The organism is Cyanobium usitatum str. Tous (assembly GCF_963920485.1).
Classification (GTDB): domain Bacteria; phylum Cyanobacteriota; class Cyanobacteriia; order PCC-6307; family Cyanobiaceae; genus Cyanobium_A; species Cyanobium_A usitatum_A.
Window position 1 is genome coordinate 45217 of sequence record NZ_OY986431.1, and the last position, 22145, is coordinate 67361.

General features: G+C 63.6%; 24 protein-coding genes. 11 read left to right on the plus strand and 13 right to left on the minus strand.

Features of this window, described 5'->3' with window-relative positions:
* Window positions 1-6: 6 nt before the first annotated feature.
* The 4 genes from U9970_RS00275 to U9970_RS00290 are packed head-to-tail and all read right to left on the minus strand — an operon-like array spanning window position 7 to window position 3510.
* Window positions 7-1218 (minus strand): glycosyltransferase, encoded by a 1212-nt coding sequence (locus tag U9970_RS00275; protein ID WP_322764799.1) that lies wholly within the window; start codon window positions 1216-1218, stop codon window positions 7-9.
* 45 nt (window positions 1219-1263) lie between these two features.
* Complete coding sequence (locus U9970_RS00280; RefSeq protein WP_407653053.1) at window positions 1264-2919, minus strand: glycoside hydrolase family 3 N-terminal domain-containing protein; 1656 nt, start codon at window positions 2917-2919, stop codon at window positions 1264-1266.
* The gene (gene rbfA, locus U9970_RS00285; protein ID WP_322764800.1) at window positions 2909-3301 is read right to left on the minus strand and encodes a 30S ribosome-binding factor RbfA; all 393 of its coding nucleotides are present in this window, start codon (window positions 3299-3301) and stop codon (window positions 2909-2911) included. Before rbfA ends, U9970_RS00280 begins: the two co-directional genes overlap by 11 nt.
* A 2-nt stretch (window positions 3302-3303) precedes the next feature.
* Complete coding sequence (locus tag U9970_RS00290) at window positions 3304-3510, minus strand: DUF751 family protein (RefSeq protein ID WP_106633081.1); 207 nt, start codon at window positions 3508-3510, stop codon at window positions 3304-3306.
* Between the two features lie 65 nt (window positions 3511-3575).
* On the opposite strand from U9970_RS00290, the gene U9970_RS00295 reads away from it, so the two are divergent.
* Entirely contained in the window at window positions 3576-4295 is a 720-nt protein-coding gene (locus tag U9970_RS00295; protein WP_322764801.1) for a glutathione S-transferase, read from the plus strand.
* Here the strand turns inward: U9970_RS00295 and U9970_RS00300 are convergent.
* Entirely contained in the window at window positions 4252-4917 is a 666-nt protein-coding gene (locus U9970_RS00300; protein ID WP_322764802.1) for a DUF6816 family protein, read from the minus strand. The genes U9970_RS00295 and U9970_RS00300 overlap by 44 nt on opposite strands.
* Here U9970_RS00300 and U9970_RS00305 point away from each other — a divergent pair.
* Window positions 4916-5176 carry a chlororespiratory reduction protein 7 gene (locus U9970_RS00305; protein ID WP_322764803.1) on the plus strand — a complete coding sequence of 87 codons (261 nt, stop codon included), beginning with the start codon at window positions 4916-4918 and terminating at the stop codon, window positions 5174-5176. The genes U9970_RS00300 and U9970_RS00305 overlap by 2 nt on opposite strands.
* Window positions 5177-5185: 9 nt before the next feature.
* Here U9970_RS00305 and U9970_RS00310 read toward each other — a convergent pair whose 3' ends face one another.
* Window positions 5186-5812 carry a shikimate kinase gene (locus tag U9970_RS00310; RefSeq protein ID WP_322764804.1) on the minus strand — a complete coding sequence of 209 codons (627 nt, stop codon included), beginning with the start codon at window positions 5810-5812 and terminating at the stop codon, window positions 5186-5188.
* 70 nt (window positions 5813-5882) lie between these two features.
* Between U9970_RS00310 and U9970_RS00315 the strand changes: the two genes are divergently transcribed.
* Complete coding sequence (locus tag U9970_RS00315) at window positions 5883-6845, plus strand: 6-pyruvoyl trahydropterin synthase family protein (RefSeq protein ID WP_322764805.1); 963 nt, start codon at window positions 5883-5885, stop codon at window positions 6843-6845.
* The gene (locus tag U9970_RS00320; protein WP_407653123.1) at window positions 6842-7486 is read left to right on the plus strand and encodes a RibD family protein; all 645 of its coding nucleotides are present in this window, start codon (window positions 6842-6844) and stop codon (window positions 7484-7486) included. Before U9970_RS00315 ends, U9970_RS00320 begins: the two co-directional genes overlap by 4 nt.
* Here the strand turns inward: U9970_RS00320 and U9970_RS00325 are convergent.
* On the minus strand, window positions 7459-7881 hold the full coding sequence (locus U9970_RS00325) for a hypothetical protein (RefSeq protein WP_322764807.1): 423 nt from the start codon (window positions 7879-7881) through the stop codon (window positions 7459-7461). The two genes, U9970_RS00320 and U9970_RS00325, sit on opposite strands and share 28 nt — an antisense overlap.
* A gap of 53 nt (window positions 7882-7934) precedes the next feature.
* Between U9970_RS00325 and U9970_RS00330 the strand changes: the two genes are divergently transcribed.
* Both U9970_RS00330 and U9970_RS00335 read left to right on the plus strand, forming a co-directional pair.
* Complete coding sequence (locus U9970_RS00330; protein WP_322764808.1) at window positions 7935-9125, plus strand: GNAT family N-acetyltransferase; 1191 nt, start codon at window positions 7935-7937, stop codon at window positions 9123-9125.
* Window positions 9118-9501 carry a DUF4346 domain-containing protein gene (locus U9970_RS00335; protein ID WP_322764809.1) on the plus strand — a complete coding sequence of 128 codons (384 nt, stop codon included), beginning with the start codon at window positions 9118-9120 and terminating at the stop codon, window positions 9499-9501. The genes U9970_RS00330 and U9970_RS00335 overlap by 8 nt, the downstream gene beginning before the upstream one ends.
* A 56-nt stretch (window positions 9502-9557) precedes the next feature.
* Here U9970_RS00335 and U9970_RS00340 read toward each other — a convergent pair whose 3' ends face one another.
* Window positions 9558-11165, minus strand: a complete 1608-nt coding sequence (locus U9970_RS00340; protein ID WP_322764810.1) for a B12-binding domain-containing radical SAM protein — start codon at window positions 11163-11165, stop codon at window positions 9558-9560.
* Window positions 11166-11319: 154 nt separating this feature from the next.
* On the opposite strand from U9970_RS00340, the gene U9970_RS00345 reads away from it, so the two are divergent.
* The gene (locus tag U9970_RS00345) at window positions 11320-11412 is read left to right on the plus strand and encodes a cytochrome b6-f complex subunit 6 (RefSeq protein ID WP_106633090.1); all 93 of its coding nucleotides are present in this window, start codon (window positions 11320-11322) and stop codon (window positions 11410-11412) included.
* Here the strand turns inward: U9970_RS00345 and U9970_RS00350 are convergent.
* Both U9970_RS00350 and rimO read right to left on the minus strand, forming a co-directional pair.
* Window positions 11399-12622 (minus strand): MFS transporter, encoded by a 1224-nt coding sequence (locus U9970_RS00350; RefSeq protein WP_322764811.1) that lies wholly within the window; start codon window positions 12620-12622, stop codon window positions 11399-11401. The two genes, U9970_RS00345 and U9970_RS00350, sit on opposite strands and share 14 nt — an antisense overlap.
* Window positions 12619-14043: a 30S ribosomal protein S12 methylthiotransferase RimO gene (gene rimO / locus U9970_RS00355; RefSeq protein ID WP_407653054.1), complete on the minus strand. Its 1425-nt coding sequence runs from the start codon at window positions 14041-14043 to the stop codon at window positions 12619-12621. Before rimO ends, U9970_RS00350 begins: the two co-directional genes overlap by 4 nt.
* 76 nt (window positions 14044-14119) lie before the next feature.
* Here rimO and U9970_RS00360 point away from each other — a divergent pair, with 76 nt between their 5' ends.
* On the plus strand, window positions 14120-15046 hold the full coding sequence (locus U9970_RS00360; protein ID WP_322764812.1) for a vitamin K epoxide reductase family protein: 927 nt from the start codon (window positions 14120-14122) through the stop codon (window positions 15044-15046).
* On the opposite strand, the gene nadB is transcribed toward U9970_RS00360, so the two are convergent.
* From nadB to U9970_RS00375, 3 genes are all read right to left on the minus strand, one after another.
* A complete protein-coding gene (gene nadB, locus U9970_RS00365; RefSeq protein WP_322764813.1) occupies window positions 15025-16680 on the minus strand; it encodes an L-aspartate oxidase in 1656 nt (551 codons plus the stop codon). The two genes, U9970_RS00360 and nadB, sit on opposite strands and share 22 nt — an antisense overlap.
* A gap of 86 nt (window positions 16681-16766) precedes the next feature.
* Complete coding sequence (gene psbU / locus U9970_RS00370; RefSeq protein WP_254937849.1) at window positions 16767-17144, minus strand: photosystem II complex extrinsic protein PsbU; 378 nt, start codon at window positions 17142-17144, stop codon at window positions 16767-16769.
* A gap of 116 nt (window positions 17145-17260) precedes the next feature.
* Complete coding sequence (locus tag U9970_RS00375; RefSeq protein ID WP_322764814.1) at window positions 17261-17926, minus strand: DUF3120 domain-containing protein; 666 nt, start codon at window positions 17924-17926, stop codon at window positions 17261-17263.
* A 151-nt stretch (window positions 17927-18077) separates the two neighbouring features.
* Here U9970_RS00375 and U9970_RS00380 point away from each other — a divergent pair, with 151 nt between their 5' ends.
* The 3 genes from U9970_RS00380 (at window position 18078) to U9970_RS00390 (ending at window position 22098) form a co-directional block, all read left to right on the plus strand.
* Entirely contained in the window at window positions 18078-18947 is an 870-nt protein-coding gene (locus U9970_RS00380; RefSeq protein WP_322764815.1) for an undecaprenyl-diphosphate phosphatase, read from the plus strand.
* A gap of 22 nt (window positions 18948-18969) precedes the next feature.
* Window positions 18970-20373: a TIGR03279 family radical SAM protein gene (locus tag U9970_RS00385; protein WP_322764816.1), complete on the plus strand. Its 1404-nt coding sequence runs from the start codon at window positions 18970-18972 to the stop codon at window positions 20371-20373.
* Window positions 20374-20523: 150 nt separating this feature from the next.
* Window positions 20524-22098 carry a TolC family protein gene (locus U9970_RS00390; RefSeq protein WP_407653055.1) on the plus strand — a complete coding sequence of 525 codons (1575 nt, stop codon included), beginning with the start codon at window positions 20524-20526 and terminating at the stop codon, window positions 22096-22098.
* Window positions 22099-22145 lie beyond the last annotated feature (47 nt).

The following is a 22145-nucleotide window of genomic DNA, read 5'->3' on the forward strand; positions in this document are numbered from 1 at the left end:
GGGGGATCACTGGTCATCCAGCTTGACCATGCTGCCCGCCTGCTGCCGCAGTGCTTCCGCTTCGCTTTGCCGGTTTTGCTGCTCCAGTAGGGCGATCGCCTGGCGGAAGCCGCTGCGGGCCCCTGGCACGTCACCGCTGAGCAGCAGGGCCACGGCGAGGTTCTGCTGAGCGGCGGCCAGGCTTGGATCGCGCTCCAGGGCTGAGCGGTAGGCCGCGATTGCCGCCGGCAGCTGGCCGCGTCGCCGCTCGCTGATGCCCAGGTGCAGCCAGCCGAGGGCCAGTTCGGGGGCCGCTGCGCAGGCCTGGCGGCACAATTCGCAGGCCTCTTCCAGGGCGCCCTGGCTCCTGGTGCCGGGCTCTTGCAGCAGGGCGGCCAGATTCAGCCGGGCCGCCAGGGTGAGCCGCGGCGGCAGGGGTAGTTCCAGGGCTTGGCGGTAGAGCTGGCTGGCGCGGTTCGGGTCGCTGCTGCCCAGGGCGATCGCCAGGTGCAGCAGCAGCTCATAGCGCTCGGGGTGGCGGCTGGCTGGGCACCGGGCCAATCCCTGCTGCAGCAAGGCGATGCCGCGTTCGCGGTTGCCCTCGCTCACCTCCAGGCTGCCGAGCTTGGCGCAGGCGTAGGGATCTCCGGGATAGGCGGCCAGGTCGGCCTCCATGGCCTGGCGCAGCCGCTTTGCCTTGGCGCCGCTGGCCAGCAGATCACTGCGGTAGCCATCGTGGGCTAAAGCAGGCACGGCGCAATCCGCCAGTTGCCAGTGGGGCTCCTTTTCCAGCAGGGCCAGCACGCTGTCATCCACCATCGAGTGGTATGGCCGGCTCCAGTGGATGGCTGGATGGCGGCGAAACAGGCGGCTCACATTTGAGTAAGGCGACTGGGCTGCCCCCAGCTCCTGCCGCAGCAGGTTGATCAGCAGCAGATCCGGCTCGGCCATCAGGGCTTGGAGCGGCTGGCGGGCCTCGGGCAGCAGCCACTCGTCGGCATCGAGCACCAGCACCCAGTCGCCGGTCACGTGCCCCAGGGCCTCATTGCGGGCCGGTGCGAAATCCCCTGGCCAGGGCAGCTGGTGCACCACCGCACCGCAGCTCTCGGCGATGGCGATGGTGGCATCGCTGGAACCGGTGTCCAGCAGCACCATCTCATCGACGAAGTCCGCCACCGAGGCCAGGCAGCGCTCCAGCCGCTCGGCTTCGTTGCGCACGATCATCGAGAGACTGAGCATGGGCCGGATGGGGACGGGGCGAGAAACGGACAGCTCGGCTCCGGTTCAGTCGGTGAAGCCAGCGCTTGCTTCAGTGTCTCCCAGCCCCAGTTCACTGCCCAGTTTTTGCAGAGCTTCGGCCTGAGCCAGGGGCATCTGGCCAGGGCTGTAGACGCCAGGGACGCCCGGCGGCAGGAGGGGGCGCAGCTCCTCCCAGAGGTAGGGGCTGCCGTAAACCACCAGCCCCGCCAGCCTTCCGGCTCTTGCTAACTGGCGCATGGCCGCGGGCCAAGGTTCGGCGCTGCCGGCGCTGCCGCGAAAGGGATTGCCCCGCACAAACAACTGCAGGAGCACCTGGCCTGGGCCGAGCCGCTCCAGGGCGAGGGGGGCGTCGGCGTCTGTGGTCCAAGGGCTTGGGCTGCGGGCCTCCAGCAGCACGGTGCGCCAGCCGCGGGATTCGGGCCGCGCCAGGGCTGGAGCGGTGGCGCTCAGCACTGCTGCGGCTGCGGTTAGGGCCGAGTCGAGCCTGATTAGGTTGATGCCGGCCTGGGGGGTGGCGGCGCCGCTGCTGCCGGCTGTCTCCATGGTGGTTTGCACCAGTTCCAGGGCCAGGGCCTGGTTGGGCTGGGCGGCCGCCTCCGGATCGGCAACGGCCACGGCCTCCCCAGATCCAGATCCAGCGCAGCGCTCCAGGGCCTGAAGGCGGCGCTCGGCACTGGCTTCCAGCTGCTCAACCCTGAGCCGGCCGCTGGCCACCGCTTCAGCGATGGCGGCGATGGCGGCATCCGCATCGGCGGGCATCAAGACCAGATCGGCCCCGGCCTCCAGGGCCAGCACGGCCGCCTCCCCGGCGCCGTAGCGCCCGGTGATCGCGTCCATCACCAGGGCATCGGTCACGATCAAGCCAGCGAAGCCCAGCTGCTGGCGCAGCAGCCCGGTAAGCACCGGTGTGGACAGGGTGGCTGGCCGCTCTTGATCAAGCTCCGGCAGCATCAGGTGGGCGGTCATGACCGAGGCGACTCCAGCAGCGATCGCCTGTTGAAACGGCGGTAGCTCAATCGCCGCCAGCCGCTCGCGTCTGTGGGGCAGCAGGGGCAAGGTGATGTGGGAATCGGTGCTGGTGTCGCCGTGGCCAGGAAAGTGTTTGGCGCAGCCGAGCACCCCAGCTGCCTGCACCCCGCGCACAAAGGCTGCTGCCAGCGCCCCGGCCGTGGCTGGATCTTCTCCCCAGGCCCGCACATTGATTACCGGGTTGGCCGGGTTGTTGTTGACGTCGCACACCGGCCCCAGCACCCAGTTGAGCCCCAGGGCCCGGGCATCCCGGCCCGTGCACTGCCCGTAGCGTTCGGCTAGCTCAAGCGCCTGTTGGGGCTCGCGTCCGTAGAGGCGCCCTAGGGCTAGGGGTGGCACCAACCAAGTGGCGCCGTCGAAACGCTGGCCCACCCCCTCCTCCACATCGGCGCAGAGCAGCAGCGGCCCAGCTGCCCAGCGGCCTAGCTGGCTGCAGCGCAGGGCCACCTCGGCGGCGCTGCCGCCAAGCAGGATCACACCGCCCACCCCGGCCTCCAGCAGGCTGCGGAGCTTGTTGTTAGGCAGCTCCCAGCGGGGGTAGCCGCGTTGATGGTCGGCAAGTTTGCCGCTGGCCCGCACCACGATCAGCTGGTGGATCAGGCGCAGCAGGGCTGGAGCCGTGGTTTGGGTCGAGCTTGGTTCAGAGATCACTGGCTTCGGCGGGTTCGCCTTTCTCCTGCCGCTCGTCCTCTAGGCGATTGAGCAGTCCCAGCACTGTGGTGCCCTTTTCGATACCTCGATCGAGCACAAACACCACCTCAGGGGTGCGCCGCATCTTCAGCCGCCGGCTCAGCTCACCCTTCACGAAGGCGCTAGCCGAACTCAGCCCTGCCATGGCTTGCTCTTTGTCGGCGTCGCTGCCGAAGACGCTCACAAAAATCTTGCAGTGCTGCAGATCGCCCGCCACCTCAACTGTGGTGACACTCACCATCCCCTGGTTGACCCGCTCGTCCTTGATGCCGCCAATCAGGAGCTCACTAATTTCGCGGCGGATCAGGGAGGCCACCCGCTCCACCCGTCGGCTCTGTGCCATGGCTATGCCAGCGGTGCTGGGTTCACCATCGCATGCAGGATCAGCCCCAGGCTCAGCAGGCCGCTGACGCCGGCGCCAATCAGGGCAACCGCCGTTACCGGATTGCGGCCCCGAGCCGCCAGCGGTTCGAACACCGAATTGGCCACACCCAGGCCAAAGGCCACCAGGTAGCGCGGGTAGCGCGTCACATTCAGGAAGAAGTCCTTCATCGCCCGGGGTGGTCGGTCCTTGCTGCTTGCTGGCTACTCTGCCGCCCAGAGGTCAGGTTTGAAGCATGGAACTGCACCAGTTCAGGCATTCGGCCTTTTGCGAGAAGGTGCGGCTGGTGTTGGCCGCCAAACGGCTCGACTACACGGTGGTCGAGGTCACGCCCGGTTTGGGCCAGCTGGAACTCTTCCGCCTGTCGGGCCAGCGCCAGGTGCCAGTGCTGCTGGATGACAGTGAAGTAATTGCCGATTCCACGGCCATTGCCCTGTATCTGGAGCGGCATCACCCCGAGCCGCTGCTGCTGCCCGAGGCCCCGGCCGAGCGAGCCCGGGTGCTGCTGATCGAAGACTGGGCCGATACGGCCCTTGCTGCCGGCTGCCGGCTTGCCCTGGTGCAAGCGGCGGCTGTTGATCCGCTGTTGCGCTCCGCCCTGCTGCCCGACTCCACCCCCGGCCCCCTGCGTCAGCTGGTCAGCAACCTGCCCGCCGCCGTGATGGCTGGCGTTGGCGAGGCGGTGGCAACGGTGGTGGGCAGCGCTGAGCGCCAGCAGCTGCAGACCAACCTCGAGCAGTTGGCTGTGCTGGTTGCCGATCAGCCCTATTTGGTGGGTGATCGCCTCACCCTTGCCGATCTGGCTGTTGCCGCCCAGTTGGGCTTGCTGAAATTCCCGGCCAGCAGTGGTGCCCCCTTAGCGGGCCAGGGCGTTAGCGGCATCGCCGACCACCCGCTGCTTGAGCCCCTGTTCAACTGGCGGGATCGGATTGTGCTGGAGGCGGGTCGGGGCTGAGCGGCGTCAGGGTTAGTTGGAAATGGCCGCTGCTGCTGGCCGCGGCGGCCAGGCCTAGGGCAGGGGAGGGATAGCTGGCCTGCCACTGCTCGGTCGTCACCGTGCCGTCGGGATTTTGGCTGTAGTGGCTCAGGGTTTCCACCCGGCTCACCCGGGGGTCGCCGGGGCCGTGCAGTACCTGCAGGGCCAGTTCGTCGGCCCAGAAGTCGGTCGGATTGGACGATTCGCTGCGGCGTCCCACCACCGTCGATTCCAGTTGCTGATCACCCGCCAGCAAGGCGATCTGGCGGTTTGGGTTGGTCGGATCATTGCGCACTTGCAGCAGGGCAGCGCCCAGCAGGGCCCTGCCGATCGCGGTGGCGTTGAAGGCCCGATCGCCCACCACTGCTCCGCCTGGGTCGGGGCTGAAGCGCACCTCGTACTCCAGGTCATCGCTGCGCACCTGCCAGCGCCCGGCCATCCAGTCGGGGTAGTTCAAATCCTGGTGGCCGGCTCGAGCTGAGGGTCGCTCCAGGGGAGCGGGCAGGCGCCACTCGGGCCAGTGGGCAGCCCGTTCCGCCAGCACGCCCGGCCCCATCGCCAGCAGCAGCGCCAGGATGGGCGCCAGTAGGGCTCCTGTCATGTCCGATCCCCTGTTGCGGGAGCTTGATCATTACGTGGTGCTGGAGCCCGGTGGCGGCGAGCGGATTCTCACGGCGGCCGAAACCCTGGCCTGGCTTGAGGCCCGGCTTGCCAAGCTGGAGCCGGTGCCGGCAGATCTGGCCGCTCTCCCTAGCCCGGGCCTGCAGGCCCAGCGACTGCTGGAAACCGCCTGCGAACTGGAGTTGGCGCCTGGATTGACGATTCAGTGGTTTGCGGTGCGGATCGAACCGCCCGGCTAAGGGGGTAACTCAGTTGAGGGATGGCGTGATCTGGCCATCGGCCTGGCGCAGCTCCACCGGGGCCTCAGGCGCTGCAGCTGGGTCTTTGAGAATGGCTGGCAGATCGGCCAGCACCTGCTGGGCCACTTGGGCGGGGCTAGCTCCAGCCTGCTGCACTCGCAGGTCGGCTTGGGCATAAAGCGGGTTCCGTTGGGCCAGCAGCTCGCCTAGGCGGGCGCCTGGATCACGGGCCTGCAGCAGGGGCCGGGTGGTCGAATCGGCGCGCAGGCGTTGCAGCAGTAATGGGGCTGGCGCATCCAGCCACACCACCACCCCCTGGCGCATGTGGCCCCAGTTCTCGGGCCTGGTCACCACTCCACCTCCGGTGGCCACCACCAGGGAATGCCAGCCGGCGATCTGGCCAAGCACCGCCGTTTCCAGTTCTCGGAAGCCGGCTTCGCCGTCAGTGGCGAAGATTTCGGGGATGGTGCGGCCAGCAACCTGCTCCAGAGCATCGTCGGCATCAAGGAAGCGGTAGCCCAGCGCTTCGGCCAAGGGGCGGCCGACGGCGCTTTTACCGGCGCCCATCATGCCGATCAAATAAATGTTTAGCCCTTGCAAGCGCTGGGTCAAGCTCGGCGATGGGGGTTTATTCATGGCTGGGTTTTCCTGGTTCGACGCCTTGGCCCTTGCCCGTTTCTAGGATGGTGTGCCACCGACCCGGGCGATGACTGCTACTGCAACAGCGTCAGGTTTCTCGCCGAACTCGGCCAGCTCCAGCCACGGGCGGGGCCGCCCCTGCGTAATTACCAGGCGGGCCACCTTCAGCGCCAGTCATCGCTACTGGTTGCCGGAGCTCAGCGCTGAAGAGAATCAGGCCCGCTTCGGACTCTGCAGCCTGGCCCCCGGCCACGGCCACAACTACACCTTGGTGGTGGCCATGGCTGGTCCGCTCGATGCGGACGGCATGGTGCTCAATCTCTCTGAGGTGAAGCACGCGATCCGGGCTGAGGTGACGGCCCAGCTCGATTTTCGCTTCCTCAACGAGGCTTGGCCTGAGTTCGATCTGGATCGTCCTGAGGGCAAGCTGCCCACTACCGAAGCTCTTTGCCAGGCCATCTGGACCCGCCTGGCCCCCCAGCTGCCCCTGGTGGGGCTGCGTCTGCACGAAACCGACACGCTCTGGGTCGACCTGCTCGCCCCCGGCTCCGCCCCAACCCCCATGGAAGCCTTTCTTTCGATCCGCACCCACTTCGCAGCCGCCCATCGCCTGGCCCGGCCCGAGCTCTCCCAAGGCGAAAACGAAACCATCTACGGCAAGTGCGCCCGGCCCCATGGCCACGGCCACAACTACCTGCTCGACGTAACCGTCCGCGGCCCGATCGATGCCCGCACCGGCATGGTCTGTGATCTGGCGGCACTGCAGCAGCTCGTCGACGACCTGGTGGTGGAGCCCTTCGACCACACTTTCCTCAATAAGGACGTGGAGCACTTCGCCAGCACGGTGCCCACCGCTGAGAACATCGCCCTTCACATCGCCGACCTGCTCAGCGCCCCAATTGCTGCCACCGGCGCCCGCCTGCACAAGGTGCGCCTCCAGGAAAGCCCCAACAACGCCGCCGAGGTGTTTGCTGAAACTCCCCAGCTGGAAATGGTGCCTGCGGCGCTCGAAGCCCTGGTGGCTGGCTGAGCCCCGTGCTGCGGCTGGTGCTGGCCGTCAGCCTGGATGGCCGCTTGGCGCCCCCGCAAGGTGGTGCTGCCCAGTTGGGTGGAGTTGGGGATCGTCAGGTGTTGGAGGAGGCCCTGGCCTGGGCTGATGGCTGCCTGATCGGTGCCGCAACCCTGCGCTGCCATGGCAGTACCTGCCTAATTCGGGCGCCTCACCTGCTGGCCCAGCGTGCAGCCAGCGGCCGCGCTGAGCAGCCGGTGGCTGTAGTAGTGAGTCGTAGCAACGATTTTTCTCCAGATTTGCATTTTTGGCGGCAACCGCTGCAACGCTGGCTGCTTACACCCAAGCAATCGCCGCTAGCCCCGGCTTTTGATCTTCGCCTGGATCTAGAGAGCTGGGGTGGGGCCCTGGCTGCCCTAGCGGATCAGGGGCTGGAGAGGCTGGTGGTGCTGGGCGGTGCATCCCTTGCCGCCAACCTGCTGGCCGAAGGCTGGATCGATGAGCTGCAGCTGACCCTTTGCCCCCGGCTGCTGGGTGGACCCCATGCCTGGTTGCCCCTGGAGGCCGCAGTTCAGGCTGGGGAGTGGGGCCTGCAGGAGCACCGGCGTCTGGAGGGTGAGGAGTTACTGCTGCGCTACCGCCGCGTCTTGGCGAAGCCCTGAGCCAGCTCCCTCAGAGAAACCTGCTGGAGGGTGTCGGCGGGCAGGCCCAGCATGCCGGCTAGGCAGCGTTTCAGCACTACTTCGCTGTCGACGCCGAAGTCGCCGCGGATCAGATCGCCCAGCACCGCCAGGCCCCGACCACTCGAGGCAGTTTCCTCCACCAAGCACTGGCTGGTGGGCCGGGCCAGCTGGGCGCAGGGAGCTTCTAATTTGGCGGCCAGGCTGCCATTGCCGGCGGCTGCGGTTTCCACGCAAACGGTTTTCAGCCGTTGCTCCAGTTGGGGTCGTACCAGCTGCAACACCGGCAGCAGCAGGCTCGTCAGCAATACGGGCGCGAACAGTACAGGTGCGAACAGGTGCACCGGAGTTGCCAGGGCACGGAACGATTGAGGCACCAAGGCGGCGCAGCTGTAGTTAGTTTTGCCCCTTGCGAGCCCCCATTGCAGCCATGGCTGAGTTGCAGGCCCGCTGGCACCAAAGCCTGGCCGAGATTCCCGAAGCCCATTGGGATGCCCTGCTGGCCGCGGCGCACCCCCAAGAGTTGCCTTTTTATCGCTGGCGCTGGCTGCAGCAGCTAGAGGCCAGCGGCAGCATTGCCCCGCGGGAGGGCTGGCAGGGCTGTCATCTGGGCCTGTGGCGCGGCCAGGTGTTGCTGGCGGTGGCTCCCCTCTATTTGAAGGGCCACAGCTACGGCGAATTCGTTTTCGACCAGAGTTTTGCCCAGCTCGCTGGCCAGTTAGGCCTGCGCTACTACCCAAAGTTGGTGGGCATGAGCCCGGTGAGCCCGGTGCAGGGCTACCGCTTTCTGATCGACCCCGCCGAGGACGAGGCGGAGTTAACCGCTTTTATGTTTGAGCTGATAGATGCGTTCTGCCGCCAGCACGCCATCCTCAGCTGCAATTTTCTTTATGTAGATCCAGGCTGGCAGCCGCTGGCTGAGGCAGCTGGCTGTGCTGCCTGGGTTAATCAGCAGAGTCAGTGGATCAATCCCGGCCATGAGGATTTCAACGCTTACCTGGCCAGCTTCAATGCCAACCAGCGCCGCAACATCAAGCGGGAGCGGCAGGCGGCGGCAGCCGCTGGCCTCACGGTTACGCCCCTGTTGGGCGAGGCAATCCCGCCGGCGCTAGTTGGGCGCATGTATGACTTTTATGCCCAGCACTGCAGTCGTTGGGGGGCTTGGGGCAGCAAATATCTGAGTGAATCCTTTTTTGCTGCCCTGGCTGCCGATCCGGAGCTGCGGCGCCACATAGTGCTCTTCAGTGCCCATCGCGGTAACCCCGGCGAGCCGGTGGCCATGTCCCTGTGCGTCCATGCAGGCGACCAGCTCTGGGGGCGCTACTGGGGCAGTGATGAGCAGATTGACTGCCTTCATTTTGAGGTCTGTTACTACGCTCCGATTGCCTGGGCAATCGAGCGCGGCATCCGCGCCTTTGATCCCGGCGCTGGTGGTAGCCATAAGCGCCGGCGTGGTTTCGTGGCCCAGCCCCGCGTCAGCCTGCACCGCTGGAGCGATCCACGTTTTGCCTCGATCCTGCAGCGCTGGTTGCCTGGGGCTAATGAGGAGATGGCCGAGCTGATGGCGGCTATGAATGCGGAGCTGCCTTTTACGGCTGCCTACGATCCACCGCATGCCTGAAGTGCCTCCCAGCCGCCAACAGCTCGATGACCAGCTCTCCCAGCGGTTCATCTCCTTAGACCCCGCCGGCTACTTCCTAATTCGCATCGATCGCGAGGCGGCGGAGCTGGTTGTTGAGCACTACGGCAATGGCATCGATGAGCGGGGCTTAGCCACCGATCCCGATACCGGAGAGGTATTGAGCTGCCGCGGCGGCGATGTTCGCGAGCCCTTGGCAGTTTTCCGGGGCTGCAGTGCCAAGCAACTGGGTATTGACCTAACCGAAGGTCCAGCTCCTCACCCGCTCACCTGCTTAGACCACGCCCTCTATCTAGGCAGGGAGCTCCAAAGAGCTCAAGCGTGCCTTGAGCAAGGAATTGAATATGTACAAGATTAGGCAAATATTGATTAATTAATCCAGCCGAGCTTGTCGACTGGATTCAACTAACACCTTTAAACCGGCTGTAGTTCGCGGCTTGGCTCGACTGTGGTCTTTGGAGGATCGGGTGGCAAGGTGGCCAGCTGCTCTTCTATCTCGCGCCGCACGATTGCGCGGTATTCGAGGAAGTGTTCGTTGTGGGCCAGGATCGATATGAAGCCAGTGAAGCGCTTCGGGTTGTGGCGATACATGCCATAGAGCGATTTCCAGAAACGCACCCTGGTGTTGCGCTTGAGGCCTTGGCGCCAAAGAATGATTCCTAAAGCGCGCAGATCAACCCAGCTGGTCGGCTTGGGCTGACGGCTGCCGGGAACAACCAACTTCTTCCATTGTTGGGGGGGTAGTTTCAGGAAGTAGGAATAAACGCGATCAATGAATGCGTTTGGCTCATAAAGGGCGCCGAAGGCGTCGACATACTCATTGGCGATGTCGCGAATCGGCCGGGTGGGCTCGAAATTAAGCAGGTTGGTTTGGTTGACCCCTTTTGCAGCTGCCTTGCCTTCGATCAAGCGACCCTCTTTTTCGAGGCGATGCCAAAGAGCTGTATTTGGAAGGGCCTGAAGCATGCCCATCATGGCGTGGGGAATGCCAGTGCGGGTCACAAACTCGACGATCCTGCCGCCCGCGCCTTCTTTCTCCCCGTCGAATCCGATAATGAAACCAGCCATCACCCGCAACCCGTAGGAGGTGATTTTGTCGACAGAATCCACTAGGGAGCTGCGAGTATTTTGTAATTTACCGGCAGTTTCCAGGCTCGATTCGTCGGGGGTCTCGATGCCGAGGAAGACGCTTTCAAAGCGGCACTCCACCATCATTTGCATCAGGTCATCGTCCGCCGCTAAATCCACTGAGGCTTCGGTGGCGAAGCTGAATGGGAAGCCGTGGTCAATCTGCCATTGGCGCAAAAGTGGCAACAGCAATTTGACATTGCGCTTGTTGCCGATGAAGTTGTCATCCACCAGGAACACCGAGCGACGCCAGCCCAAGTCGTAGAGGCACTGCAGCTCAGCTACTAGCTGCTCAGGGTTCTTGGTGCGAGGTTTGCGCCCATACAGCACGATGATGTCGCAGAACTCACATTGGAAGGGGCAGCCTCGGGAGAACTGCACCGACATCTCGGAGTAGGCGTCCAGCTCAAGCAGGTCAAAGCGTGGAATCGGCGTTCCAGTTACATCTGGTTTGACGCCATCAGAGCTGAACCGGCCCTGGCTGTCACCTCGCTCAATGGCTTCGATGAACAATGGCAGGGTGATTTCACCCTCGTCGAGGATTTTGTAATCCGCCAGTTCGAGCTCGGGCGCATCTGGGGTGGAACTGGCAAAAGGACCTCCCACGGCGACGGGAATACCGCGCTGCTTGGCTTTGCCGATCTGAGTGGCCATATCGGCCTTCTGCACGATCATTCCGGAGATCACCACCAGCTCGGCCCAGTCCCACTCGGCTTCGCTGACCTCGCGCACGTTGCGGTCAACCAGCTTCATTTCCCATGACTGGGGCAGCAGGGCGGCCACTGTGACCAGTCCCAAGGGCGGCAAAAGCACCTTGCGATCGATCAACTCAAGGATTTTTTCGTAGCTCCAGAAGGTTTTCGGGAACTCTGGGTAAACGAAGAGAGTGCGCATGCAAACAGCCGAACTGGGTTGATGACCGGGGAGAACCAGGGCGCTTTTCTGCGCTGCTATGCGGTGTAGGTGACTTAAGCTTAGGAGGTCTACGGAAATGAGGAAGCATGCGGGCTTTCTGCTGTAATGGCCTCACCTTCAATGATGGCCTGCCATGGCTGCCGCGATTTACCTGGGTTTGTTTGGTGGTGGGCTGGCCGTTGCTATTGCAGCATCGATCGTGCTGCGCGGCATCAAACTGATCTGAGCTTGAGTCTCAGGCCCCTGCGGCTGATCAGCTCCTGCAGGCCTAAGACGAAGCCAGCCGCCCCCAGCACGGCAAAGGTTCCCTGTAACCCGAGCGTCAGGCTCATGGCAGCTGCCAACAGGCCGCTGAGACCGCCCCCACCCAAGAAGGCGATCTGGCCCAACCCGGCCATGCGACCCCGGATGGCCATCGAAGAACCCACCTGGCTGATCAAATTGACCCCTGCCAGCAGGCTGGCGGTGCCAGCACCGAGGGCGAAGGTGGCCGCCAGGCCTATTCCCACCGTTTCTGGGCTGCTGAAAGCGGCCATAGCTAGTTGGGCTGTTGCGGTGATCAGGGTGCAGCTTCCTAGCAGCAGGCCAGGGCGCTGGCTCAACCAGCGACTGTGACGCTGCAGCACTAGGCCGCCGCTGATGCTGCCTGCTGCCAACACGCTGGTGAATAGGCCGAGGGCCTGGGGGGATGGGCCCAGTAAATCCCGGGCCATCAAGGGGGCTAGGCCTGGGTGGAAGAAGCCCAGTAAGCAAGCTAGAGCCGTGTAGATCAGCACGTGCCTCAGCACCGGACCACTGCCGCGCCAGGCGGCTCTGAGCCCACTGCTGGCTCCAGCCACGCTGCGCTGCTCCAGCCCCCTATTGGGGTGGAGCAGCCACAGCACTGAGGCGATAGGGATCAAGTAAGTGGCGGCATCGATCGCCAGGGCCGTGCCCGCGCCGGTCCAGGCCAGCAGCCAGCCCCCTATGGGAGGCCCTACCAGCTTGCCCACGTTGAAAACCACCGAAAAGCTGGTGAGGTATGGAGCCAGTTGCTGGGGACCCTCCACCAGTAGGGCGCAATATTTGTTGCGGGCCGTGAGTTCGTAGGCACTGGCGATGCCTACCAGCAGGGTGCTCAGTAGCAGCAGGACTACCTGCAGGTCACCACTGCTCAGTGGTATGGCAACGGCTCCCAGGATGCCGGCTGCGAAAAGTCCCCATTGGGAGCGGATCAGCACGGCTTCGCAGCCCAGCTTGTCGGTCGCAACCCCTGCTGGCCCACTTACCAGCAGGGAAGGCAGGGCCAGCACCGCGAAATGGAGGGCAAGCACCATTGGATTGCCGCTGCCATCCATCAGGATCCAGCCCTTAGCCGTGAGACCTGCGAAGGATCCAGCTGTGCTCAGTCCTGAGGCAACCAGAAAGGTGGTGCGTTGATGCGGCCGCCAGCTCAAGCGCCTAGGCGGCGGCTGTCAAGGGCCTCAGCAACCATTGCCTTGGCGCCCACGACCTCGCCGATCAGGTCGTAGGTGTCGGCAGCGGAGATGCGCACCTGCACCATGGTGCCTGGTGCTGCGCAAAGTCCGCCCTCACCTGGATGAACCCGCACTTCGCCATCCACCTCGGGGGCGAAGCGGGCGCAGCGGCCGAGCATCTCGCCGCTGCTGGGGTTCTCCTGCTCGATCAGCACATCCACGATGCGGCCCACCCAGGCGGCGTTGCGGGCGGCGGCGATCGGCTGCTGTAGGGCCATCAGACGGTCCTTGCGCTCTGCTGCCACCTCGGCGGGCACCTGATCCGGCAGGTCGGCGGCGGGGGTGCCCTCCTCCGGTGAAAAGGTGAACACGCCCACGTGGTCGAACTGCTGCTCGCTCACGAAATCGAGCAGGTGCTGGAAGTGCTCTTCGGTTTCGCCAGGAAAGCCCACGATGAAGGTGGTGCGCAGCACCGACTCGGGCAGCTGTTCGCGGATCCGCCGCAGCACGCCGCCGGTTACGTCCGCTTGCCAGGGGCGGTTCATGGCCCGCAGCACCTCGGGGTGGCTGTGTTGCAGAGGCAGATCCAGATAGGGCAGCACGTTGGGCACCTCGCGGTAGGCCGTAAGCACTGCCTCGGTGAGGCCGGTGGGATAGGCGTAGTGAACGCGGATCCAGGGGATTTCCACCTCCCCCAGGGCCCGCAGCAGCTCCGCCAGCTGGGGCTTGCCGGCCAGATCGAGGCCGTAATTTGTGGTGATCTGGCTGATCAACACCAACTCCTTCACCCCTTGAGCCGCAAGCTGCTTTGCTTCAGCCACGATGCTCTCGATCGGGCGGGAGCGCTGATTGCCGCGCAGGTGGGGAATGATGCAGAAAGCACAGCGGTAGTCACAGCCTTCGGCCACCTTCAGGTAGGCCAAGGCTTCGCTGGTGGTGCGGTAGCGGGGCAGGTGCTCGTCGCCCACGAAGGTGGGGTTGGCGCTCACCTGATTGACCCGCTCGCCTGCCTCCACCCGCTCCAGCACGCTGACGATGTGTTGGTAGTCGCCGGTGCCCACGATCGCCTTGGCTTCGGGGAGGCTTTCGAGCAGCTCCTCCTGGAAGTGCTGGGCTAGGCAGCCCGCGATGATCAGCTCCTTGCCCTGTTCGGCTAGCTCTACCAGGGTGCGCACCGACTCCTCGCGTGCTTCCTGGATGAAGCTGCAGGTGTTCACAACCACCAGAGTGGCGTCGCTTTCATCGGCACTGACTCCGTAGCCAGCCTCGGCTAGCAGACCCAGCATGTGCTCGGTGTCCACGCGATTTTTTTCGCAGCCCAGGTGGGCAAAAGCAACGGTGGGCTTGGCTGCAGGAGCTTGGGTTTCCTGGGTCACAGTTTTGCCAGGGCAGGGAATCACCCTACGTTGCACGCTGACGGCACCCTGAAACCCTGGTTTGCGCCTGCCACAATCAGGCCAGCCTGGGCAACGACCCGTGACCTCAACCCGCCTCAGCCAGCGCCTTAGCTCCAGCCGGCGCCGTAGTGATCCGGCCCGCCGCTGGGCTCGGGTGGCCATGGCTGTATTGGCCACCATCGGCGCCATCGATACAGGCGCCATCACCCTGAAGCGCTGGGGTCTGCTGGGTCCGCTGAGTTGCCCTGGCGGAGCCGAGGGCTGCGACAAGGTGCTGAACAGCGCCTGGGGCAGCTTGTTTGGCCAGCCCCTGTCTTTGTTTGGCTGGCTGGCCTACGGGGCGGTGTTGCTGCTTGCTGTGCTGCCGCTGGTGCTGCGCGGCGACTCGAGAGCGGCCCTTGCTCAGCGCAGTTGGTGGGCCCTATTGCTGCTGAATACGGGCATGGCCGTTTTCAGCCTGTTGTTGATGGGCTTGATGGTTCTGAAGATTCAGGCCTTCTGTTTCTTCTGCGTACTCTCAGCGACTCTCAGCCTGAGCCTGCTAGTGATCAGTCTCGTGGGTGGGGAGTGGGAAGACCGCGGCCAGCTGGTGTTCCGGGCCGTGATCGTGGCCTTGTTGGTAGGCATGGTGGGCCTGGGTTGGGCGGCTTCTGTGGATCGCCCCGCCGCGGTGCGGGGGGCTGGGGTTCCTCCCGTAGTTGTGGCCACCAGTAGGCCAGAAGCGGTTGGCCTAGCAGAGCATCTCAGCCGCACCGGCGCGGTGATGTACACGGCCTACTGGTGCCCCCATTGCCATGAGCAGAAGGAGCTGTTCGGCAAAGAAGCGAGCGCCAAGTTGGGCCTGGTTGAGTGCGCTGCCGATGGCCAAAACAGCCAGAAGCCACTGTGCGACACCAAGGCAATTGAGGGCTTCCCCTCCTGGGAGATCAACGGCAAGCTCGATTCCGGCGTGAAGTCCCTAGCTGAGCTCGCTCGGCTTTCTGGTTACGCCGGCCCAGTGCCCTGAATAGGGGCGGTGCTTGGGGGCTGGTGCATCTGTTGATCGGTGTGGCGCTGCCAAAAGGGCTGGGCGTGGGGCGAATCGGTGCGGTGGTGTCCCCCCCGGCTCTCGGTGCGAAACAGAGCAGCTTCGATTAGCAGCTCGGTCAGCACCAGCCGTTGCTGCAGTTCCTGCAGCCGCCGCAGGGCGGGCACCGCCGCCGGGTCGAATTGGACGCTCTGGCCCGGCTCCAAGTTTTGTAGTTGCCGCCAGGCTTGGCTGGTTTCGAGTTGCCGGCGCTGGCCCCGCAGTTGCTGCAGGGCAGGCCCCAGGCAGTGGCCATTGCGCTCTACCCCAGCCACCTGCCAGCAGAGATCCCGCAGGGCGCTGATCTGGGCCTCCAGGCTCTGTTTTGAGGGCAAGGGCAGCTGGGTGGTGGTCGGCGGCTCTCCTTGGTTGGCCGCGGTTGGCCTGGCCGGCGCCAGCTCGATTGTGCCCAGCTGGCGGGCAAACACCAGGCACTCCATCAGCGAGTTGCTGGCTAGCCGGTTGGCCCCGTGCACGCCCGTGCAGGCCACTTCGCCTACGGCATAGAGGCCAGGCACGCTGGTGGCGGCTTGGAGATCGGTCCAAATGCCGCCCATCCAGTAGTGGGCTGCCGGTGCCACTGGTATCGGTTCCCGGGTGGGTTCTAGCCCGAGTTCGCGGCAACGCCCCAGGATCGTGGGGAACTGGCGCTCCAGACGCGGCAGTCCCACAGGCCGCAAATCCAGCCACAGATGGTCTACGCCTAGGGCCTGCATCCTTCTGGCCAGGGCGCGACTCACCTCATCCCTTGGGGCGAGATCTGCTCCCGGCAGCTGGGCCACCGGGCTGGCTCCCGACCCTTCCACCAGGCGCGCCCCTTCGCCGCGCACCGCCTCCGAGATCAGGAAGTGGGGCGCACCCGGCAGCATGAGGGCCGTGGGATGAAATTGCACAAACTCCAGATCGCGCAGTTGTGCGCCGGCTTGCCAGGCCATCACTACCCCGTCGCCGCTCGCCAGGCTGGGGTTGGTGGTGTGGGCGAAAAGGTGGCCTCCACCACCGGTGGCCAGCACCACCGCCCGGCTGGCAAGCCAGTGGAGGCGGTTTGCCTCGAGCACGGCCAGGCCCACACAGCGGCCCTGCTCCAACCAGAGTTGCCAGGCCACAACCCCCTTGCGCTGTTCGAGCCGGGGCCGGAGCAGCACCTCCCGTTCCAGGGCTTCCACCAGGGCACCGCCGGTGCGGTCTTGGGCATGCAGCACCCTCCGGTGGCTGTGGGCGGCCTCCAGGGTTGTGCTCAGATTTTCGCCGTCGCGGTCGAAGGCCATGCCCAGCTCCAGCAGGCGCGCCACGCAGGCTGGAGCGTCATGCACGAGCCGCTCAACCGCCGCATGGTCACAGAGCCCGGCCCCCGCCACCAGGGTGTCGTCGATGTGGCTCTGAAAGCTGTCGTTAGGTCTTGTTACTGCGGCGATACCTCCCTGGGCCCAACGGCTGGCGGATCGTGGCGTGCTGCTGGGATCACTGTCCTTGCTCAGCAACAGCACCCGCAGATGGCTGGGCAACTCCAGGCAGGCCATGAGCCCGGCTGCACCGCTGCCAACCACCACCACATCCCAGGACTGCTCTGCCATGGCGGCTGAAGACATCCGACAAAGGTCGGCACTAAAAAAGCCGCCGGAAGGCCCCGACGGCTTTCAAGAGAAGTGAATTTTAGACTTCAGCGGTACTGGCCATCGTTGATGCGGTCGTCGCCTTCGTTTAGGGCGATGACCGCATCAGTGACGGTGAAGTTGTCCTTGTACTTGTTGAACAGTTCCTTTTGGCGATCGGTCAGATCGAGGTTCAGCACATCGTCAACGCTGGCGTAGGGCCCCCCAAGGACGATTTTGCCGGCCAGGGTTGGATACATGCCGGGATAATCCTGGAAGCGGCGCACCGAACAGTTGTTGAGGTCCACCTTGCCGGCGCGCTCGGCGATTTTGTCGTCGGCCTGGTTGCGACGATCGGCTGCGTAAGCCGGGGGTGGAATCAGCAACGTGATCAAGAGGCCGGCCAGCACAACCCCACTAATCAGCCAGGCAACCAGCCGTTTCATCACGTCACTCCGTTGAACTACGGGAAGGGAGGCGACGCGACATCGGTCACCAGGAATCCAACGTTACAGAGCCATGCCGGAATCTCTACCTGTAACCCTCCAGGATTTGCAGTTCTTCAGATCAGGCCGCTGAGGGTCGGTGCCCCAAGGGCGGCCAGCAGGAAAAGGGCATCTACCGCCAAGGTTGTGGCCAAGGCTGCGCTGGTAATGCGTCCCACCTCGCCCAAACCCCAGAGCCAGCGGCAGCCTTGAACCAGCACAGCAGCGCAGAGCACAACCAACACCAGGCTTTGGGGGGCGAGCACTTGCTGGGCGGCAGCTTGCAGGAGCAGGGGTGCTTGGGTGCTGCCCGCATTGAGGACCAAGGGCCAGGAGGGCATCAGCCCGGTACCGGCTATGGCTGCATCAGTGGCTGCCGTACCAAGCAGGGACCCTAAATAGAAACCGCAGGCAACTTTCCAGCGGCTCTGCAGTCCTGCCAGAGCCAGGGGCAGAGCAAAGGCCTCGATGGGTAGGTGCCACACCGGATGGAGCCGGCACCAGCCCCAAAACAGGCTGCCAGCCAGCCAGCTGCCGCAGAAACCAACCAGCAATTCTCCGGCACGACTGGCTCGAGGATTGGGGTGCCGACTCAGGGCTAGTGCCAGGCCAAGCAGGGGCACCGTGAATAGAACCGCACTGAAAGGTGCTAGCCGCACCCAGGGAGCCTGCAGGAAAACTGGCAGGGTGACCAAAAATCCGCTGATCAGGCTCAGGCCAGGGTTGCGGCACAGTTGCAGCAACGCACGCAGCGAAGGTACGGGCGGAAGGCCTGCCGGGGCTATTGCGCTGGGAGGAGCCCCGACCACCAAAAATTGTGAAGAAAGATGCGCAACCTTAAGGGTTCAAGCGGGTAGGCGCGCCATAGGGTCGCTTCAGCTCGTGTTGCCCGCGATGTTTTTGCCGAACCTGCCTGTTGCGGTGATCGGTTTCTGGGAAGCCTGCTTTCGCTCCCTTGTGCTGGGGGTTTTGCAGGGGCTAACGGAGTTTTTACCGATCAGCAGCACCGCCCACCTCAAGGTGGTGCCGGTGTTGCTCGGCTGGGGCGACCCGGGGGTGGCGGTCACGGCGGTGATTCAGCTGGGCAGCATCGCGGCGGTGCTGGCCTATTTCCGCTCAGACCTGGCTGAAGTGTTGCGAGGCGTGGGCCGGGCCTGCCGCCACGGTCAGTGGGGCGAACCCTCTGCTCGCATGGGGGTCGCCATTGCCCTCGGCACTCTGCCGATTGTGTTTGCTGGTTCGGCTTTGAAGCTTTGGGTGCCCGATTACGACAACTCGCCGCTGCGCAGCATGGCCTCGATTGCGGTCGTGTCGATCGTGATGGCTTTGCTGTTGGCATTGGCCGAGCTGGTGGGTAGCCGTCGCCGCGAGCTGGTTGATGTGCAGCCCCGTGATGGTGTCTGGGTCGGCCTGGCTCAGGCCCTGGCTTTGGTGCCAGGCGTTTCCCGCTCGGGGAGCACCCTCACTGCCGCTTTGTTTGACAGCTGGCAGCGCCCGGCCGCCGCCCGCTTCTCCTTTTTGTTGGGCATTCCTGCAATCACCCTGGCGGGGCTGGTGTCGCTCAAGGAGGCATTCAGTGCGCCAACTGGTGGCGGCGCCGTGCCCTTGCTTGTCGGAATCGTTGCCGCTGCGGTGGTGTCCTGGTTGGCGATTGCCTGGTTGCTGCGCTTTCTGCAAACGAACAGCACCTGGGTATTTGTCGTCTATCGCCTGGTCTTCGGGGTTGGCATATTGATTTGGCTTGGCGCCAGGATGGGAGTCTGAATCCCTATCAGCTCCTAACGCCGTGTGGAATGAGCCCTCTGCGGGGATTGCCCTGGCTGCCCTCGATAGCAGCTCTCCGGGGGCGGTGCGCTTACCGGCCCCTGCCGTGGTCGCCTCGGTGGAGCCTGGTTCGATCGCTGAGGAGTTGGGCTTTCAGCCGGGCGACCGCCTGCTCAGCATCAATGGCAAGCGCCCGCGAGATCTGATCGATGTTCAGATGTTGGTGGGAGAGGAAGAGCTCACCTTGGAAGTTGAAGATCCCGATGGATCACTGCATACGATTGAGTTGGAGAAGGATCTCGACGAGGGTCTGGGCCTGGGATTCACCGAAGCTCTGTTCGATGGCCTCAAGCAGTGCAACAACGCCTGTCCGTTCTGCTTCATCGACCAGCAGCCACCGGGTCGCCGCAGCAGTCTCTACCTCAAAGATGACGATTACCGGCTCAGTTTTCTTTACGGCTCCTACCTAACACTCACCAATCTCACCGCTGCTGATTGGCAGCGGATCGAGGAACAGCGGCTTTCGCCCTTGTTCGTCTCCGTCCATGCCACCGAGCCTGAGCTGCGCAGCCGTTTGCTAGTCAATCCTCGGGCCGCTCTGCTGCTGGATCAGCTGGGCTGGTTCGCCCAGCGGGATTTGCAGATCCACGCCCAGGTGGTGGTGTGCCCGGGTATCAACGATGGCGCGGCCCTACTGCGCACCTTGCAGGATTTGGCCCAATTTGGCGGTGGCGATTGGCCCGCGGTGCTCTCCGTGGCTGTAGTGCCCGTGGGGCTTACCCGTTTTCGTCCCGACGGCGATGCTCTCGTACCCGTCGATCGCCAGTCTGCCCGCCAGGTAATCGCCTTGGTGGAGCCCCTGCAGCAGGGCTTTCAGCGGGATCTGGGTAGTCGTTTCGTTTGGTTGTCCGATGAGTGGTATCTGATGGCGGGGCTGCCGCTCCCCCCCCGGGCTGATTACGAGGATCTACCCCAGCAGGAAAACGGCGTGGGCAGCATTCGCGCCTTTATTGAGGCTCTTGAGCTCGCTACCCGGAAGCTGCCCAAGGCCCTGGCTAGGCCGCGGCGGCTGAGCTGGGTGGTGGGCCAGCTGGTGGCCGAAGCCCTAGAGCCGGTGGTGGCCAGGCTCAATGCGGTTGAGGGGCTTGAGTTGATTTTGCATGGCTTGCCCAGCCCTTACTGGGGACAGGAGCAGGTGGTTACGGGCCTGCTGACCGGTTCTGATCTGCTTACCGGCTTGGCTGGCTTGGATTTGGGCGAGGCCTTGCTGCTGCCAGCGGTGATGTTGCGCCAGGGCGAACCGGTATTCCTCGACGACCTCAGCCTGGCTGAGGTCGAGGCCCAGCTGCCGGTGCCTGTGCAGCTGCTGAAGGGTGCAGACGACCTTGTGGCCTCATGTTTAGGCAAGTTTCCATTAACTCCTTAAGATCGAAGCGATTAGGCTGATTTTGGCGTGCTCAATTTCACTTCCCGCTTAGCTCTGCTTTGCCTGCTGGGGGCTCCTTTACTGTCCTTTGCGGCCAAAGCTCAGGAGAAGCCAGACCCTGCTGCTTCCCAGGCGGATTTGACTTTGCCCATGTCTTCACCGTTGCCACTGGCGCCTGAAGCGCTGCGTCGCGACTCGACCACAAAGTTGCGGGGCTATCGGCCACGCCTAAACCCAACCCTTGTGACTCCGGCAGCCACCAAGCTGGCTCCTGGGCTTGAGAATCTGCCCGCACCCGCCTCCTTGGCGCTGCCGGTTAAGCCAGAGCAAGTGCGAATAACAGAGTTGCGCCCCCTTGGTTTAGTTGAAGTAGAAAACCTTGCCGAAGTCAACAACCCCAATCTCAAGGCGATTGCCAGCCAGGTAGATCAGGCTCAGAGCAATCTTCGAGCCCAAATTTCCCAGTGGTATCCCAACCTCAACTTGGAGGCAAATTCACTACCCGTTTACAACACCGGTGAGCAGAGCAACACGGTGTTTAACGGTGTTAAGCAGACTCAGGCCATTAATCGTTGGAATTTAGGAGCTGCTATCACGGCCCAGTGGTCACTAATCAATCCTCAGCGGGTGCCGACTATAGCGGCGGCGCGTGATCAATTTGAAAAGGCCAAGTTCCAATACGTCATTGCTCTACGGGATCTGCGATTGCAGGCAGCGTCTTCGTATTTTGATCTCCAGCAGTCTGACGACCAAGTCCGTATTGGTCAGGAGTCCGTACGCGCTTCTTTAGTTAGCTTGAGAGACTCCAAGGCAAGATTTCAGGCTGGTGTGGCTACAAAGCTAGAGGTGCTTGAAGCTGAAACCCAGCTTTCCCGTGATCAGCAGCTCTTGACCAACTCTCTAGCTGCCCAAGCAATCGCTCGCCGCACCTTGGCAGCTCTTTTGGATTTACCCCAAAATGTAACCCCAACCGCTAAGGATCCGGCAAGGGTCTTTGGCATTTGGCAGCCCTCGTTGCAGGAAAGCATTGTTGCGGCTTATACATTCCGTGAAGAGCTGGATCAGGCTTTGCTGGATATCTCAATCGCTAACAGCCAGGCTAATGCAGCATTGGGTGCTGTTCAGCCCTTCCTAAACATATTTGCTGCGTTTTCAGGCAGCGTTTTTGACGGCCAAGATCCTCAAGTTCTAAACGACCCCGCAGGCGATGGAACGGAATACAACACTGCTATTGGCCTCAACCTGAGCTGGCGCCTCTTTGATGGCGGAGCAGCTGCGGCCCAATCACGGCAAAATAAGCAGCTTGCCCAAGAAAATACCTTTCGCTTTGCCCAGCGCCGAGATGGCATTCGCCAGGAGGTTGAAACAAGTTTCTATGAACTTGAAAAAAATAACCGCAACATTGTGACTACCTCTAGGGAGGTGATTTCGGCGCGCGAATCCCTGCGGCTAGCTCGTCTGCGCTTCCAGGCTGGTGTGACAACCCAGCGAGAGGTGGTGGACAACCAGCGAGATCTCACTCAGGCAGAGGTGCGCTATTCCGGTTCAATCACTGACTACAACAAGCGTCTTGCCGAGCTGCGTCGCCGAACTGGCCTAGATCAAGTGGCTGGTTGCACGCCCCAGTCCCTACCGGCAGTCAAGCCTGCCGGCGCTTCAGATGTTCCCGTCGAACCCACACCCCTAATCCCTGCCTGTCAGGCAGCTGCCCAGGGAGCAGTCTGACGCCATGCTGGCGTCATCTGTAGATACACAGCCTTCACTTGGGCTGC

Bases quoted from the DNA above. Each gene is read 5' to 3' on its own strand.
- U9970_RS00305 (WP_322764803.1), top strand. From the start codon at position 4,916: ATGTCCGATCCCCTGTTGCGGGAGCTTGATCATTACGTGGTGCTGGAG.
- U9970_RS00295 (WP_322764801.1), top strand. From the start codon at position 3,576: ATGGAACTGCACCAGTTCAGGCATTCGGCCTTTTGCGAGAAGGTGCGG.
- U9970_RS00390 (WP_407653055.1), top strand. From the start codon at position 20,524: ATGTCTTCACCGTTGCCACTGGCGCCTGAAGCGCTGCGTCGCGACTCG.
- U9970_RS00290 (WP_106633081.1), bottom strand. From the start codon at position 3,510: ATGAAGGACTTCTTCCTGAATGTGACGCGCTACCCGCGCTACCTGGTG.
- U9970_RS00335 (WP_322764809.1), top strand. From the start codon at position 9,118: ATGCCTGAAGTGCCTCCCAGCCGCCAACAGCTCGATGACCAGCTCTCC.
- U9970_RS00275 (WP_322764799.1), bottom strand. From the start codon at position 1,218: ATGCTCAGTCTCTCGATGATCGTGCGCAACGAAGCCGAGCGGCTGGAG.
- nadB (WP_322764813.1), bottom strand. From the start codon at position 16,680: ATGGCAGAGCAGTCCTGGGATGTGGTGGTGGTTGGCAGCGGTGCAGCC.
- U9970_RS00380 (WP_322764815.1), top strand. From the start codon at position 18,078: ATGTTTTTGCCGAACCTGCCTGTTGCGGTGATCGGTTTCTGGGAAGCC.
- U9970_RS00300 (WP_322764802.1), bottom strand. From the start codon at position 4,917: ATGACAGGAGCCCTACTGGCGCCCATCCTGGCGCTGCTGCTGGCGATG.
- U9970_RS00310 (WP_322764804.1), bottom strand. From the start codon at position 5,812: ATGAATAAACCCCCATCGCCGAGCTTGACCCAGCGCTTGCAAGGGCTA.
- U9970_RS00345 (WP_106633090.1), top strand. From the start codon at position 11,320: ATGGCTGCCGCGATTTACCTGGGTTTGTTTGGTGGTGGGCTGGCCGTT.
- U9970_RS00340 (WP_322764810.1), bottom strand. From the start codon at position 11,165: ATGCGCACTCTCTTCGTTTACCCAGAGTTCCCGAAAACCTTCTGGAGC.
- rbfA (WP_322764800.1), bottom strand. From the start codon at position 3,301: ATGGCACAGAGCCGACGGGTGGAGCGGGTGGCCTCCCTGATCCGCCGC.
- U9970_RS00330 (WP_322764808.1), top strand. From the start codon at position 7,935: ATGGCTGAGTTGCAGGCCCGCTGGCACCAAAGCCTGGCCGAGATTCCC.
- U9970_RS00315 (WP_322764805.1), top strand. From the start codon at position 5,883: ATGACTGCTACTGCAACAGCGTCAGGTTTCTCGCCGAACTCGGCCAGC.
- psbU (WP_254937849.1), bottom strand. From the start codon at position 17,144: ATGAAACGGCTGGTTGCCTGGCTGATTAGTGGGGTTGTGCTGGCCGGC.